Annotated in this window: 3 protein-coding genes and 1 pseudogene; 2 read left to right on the forward strand and 2 right to left on the reverse strand. The window is 48.4% G+C overall.

What is annotated here, in order from left to right:
* Positions 1 to 299: gp53-like domain-containing protein (locus OGX91_RS00155; protein WP_286625090.1), on the forward strand; the 299-nt coding region annotated here is incomplete at its 5' end.
* Between the two features lie 2 nt (positions 300 to 301).
* Positions 302 to 715: a tail fiber assembly protein gene (locus OGX91_RS00160; protein ID WP_286625091.1), complete on the forward strand. Its 414-nt coding sequence runs from the start codon at positions 302 to 304 to the stop codon at positions 713 to 715.
* On the opposite strand, the gene OGX91_RS00165 is transcribed toward OGX91_RS00160, so the two are convergent.
* The gene (locus OGX91_RS00165) at positions 687 to 1,106 is read right to left on the reverse strand and encodes a tail fiber assembly protein (protein WP_286625092.1); all 420 of its coding nucleotides are present in this window, start codon (positions 1,104 to 1,106) and stop codon (positions 687 to 689) included. The genes OGX91_RS00160 and OGX91_RS00165 overlap by 29 nt on opposite strands.
* 2 nt (positions 1,107 to 1,108) lie before the next feature.
* Positions 1,109 to 1,479: pseudogene (locus OGX91_RS00170) on the reverse strand (phage tail protein); the annotation flags it as partial.

The following is a 1,479-nucleotide window of genomic DNA, read 5'->3' on the forward strand; positions in this document are numbered from 1 at the left end:
TTGGTTTTGGAAGTTTTCCTCAATACCAGACTTTAGGTGATGGACAGCATATTTTTCAGCATGGTTCCGGCGCTGCGAACAGTTCCGGAATAGCCGATATTGTATTCCCGAAAGCATTTACCACGACTAGCAATCTCAACGTAACGGCGACGCCAACATCTCAGCAACCCGCAAACTACATCGTGTCTGTAGGAACCGTTACAACAACAGGAATGCGTTTATATCTGACGGGGGCAAATGCAGGATCAACCCCTGTCGCTGCTGCTATTGGATTTCACTGGAAAGCAGAAGGAAGATAAATATGAAAGTTTTTTACAGTGCCAGCCAGAACGGTTTTTATGATGATAACCAGGCTCTTCCCGCAGATGCGGTCGAAATTGCTGAGTCGCTCCGAACTGAGTTAATTACCGCCCAGAACGCAGGCGGCGTAATCAGACCGGGAAGTTATGGAATGCCGGTGATCATCCCGTCCGCAGATTACGTCCCGGAAGTAACTGAAGAAGAGCAGCGGTGGTTTGCTGAATCCAAAAAACAGTCACTGTTGTCAGAGGCAACCAATCGAATTGGACCTCTACAGTACGCGGTCGATGCAGGCAAAGCGACGGAAGAAGAAGCCGCCGCTTTGATTGCATGGCAGGATTACAGGCTCGATTTGATGCGGGTTGATACGTCAAAACCTGTCTGGCCTACGCCTCCGGGGGAACAGGCCAGTTAACATGCTCAGGGTCGGTTGTCACATCTACCGCCTTAACCTCGTTTTTATAAGCCATCCACGCCAACAGCTTAGCTCTGTTGGCGTCGCTGATTTCATCCAGCATCAACTCAGTACGCCAGTCGAGCATTACCGCGTCAGCGTGGGTCAGTAGTCTCTGTCGTTCGTTCTCTGCCACCTGAACTAACTCTTCATGGCTCGGGGGAGGAATATCCAACCATGTAGGATTACCCTCTTTATCAGCCCCCAGAGTTTTACCTTTTGGCGCTACGCCCGTGTAAATTACCATTGTTTCATCATCAACATCAGCCCCGTTCACAGGCCATGTACCGGCTTCTTCATACGATTCTTTCATGGAGAAGAGGTAAAACGAGCCATTATAAAATTTGTTCATTTTCACCAACCTACGACAATTAAACAGCAATCTTCTAAAGCTCCAGAAGGAGCCCAGTTCTGTATGCTAACGGTAGTATTACTGGCGATTCGCACGTTCATAGCGGCATTGTAGCCAGATGTTGCGCGGTTTCCTGTGGCAAAAAGACCCGCATTAGGAAAGGCATAGGGAAGCGGATATCCTCCATCTACACCACCTCGTGTTTGAATAGTGACAAACTGCACCATAATTGTTTTGGCGTTGCCGTACTGGTCAATGAAAGGGAATTTAAGCAATGTGTTTCCTGTAGCAATTATCGCCTGGAAAAATCCCATATCGGGGATCTGGTTCGGCCACATTCCCACTTCCCTTTTTGCCGCTTCTCCCAATTGAA

The sequence above is a fragment of the Citrobacter sp. Cpa228 genome, assembly GCF_030333085.1.
Classification (GTDB): domain Bacteria; phylum Pseudomonadota; class Gammaproteobacteria; order Enterobacterales; family Enterobacteriaceae; genus Citrobacter; species Citrobacter pasteurii.

Excerpts from the sequence above, each read along its gene's own strand:
- OGX91_RS00160 (WP_286625091.1), top strand. The coding sequence starts at position 302 with ATGAAAGTTTTTTACAGTGCCAGCCAGAACGGTTTTTATGATGATAAC.
- OGX91_RS00165 (WP_286625092.1), bottom strand. The coding sequence starts at position 1,106 with ATGAACAAATTTTATAATGGCTCGTTTTACCTCTTCTCCATGAAAGAA.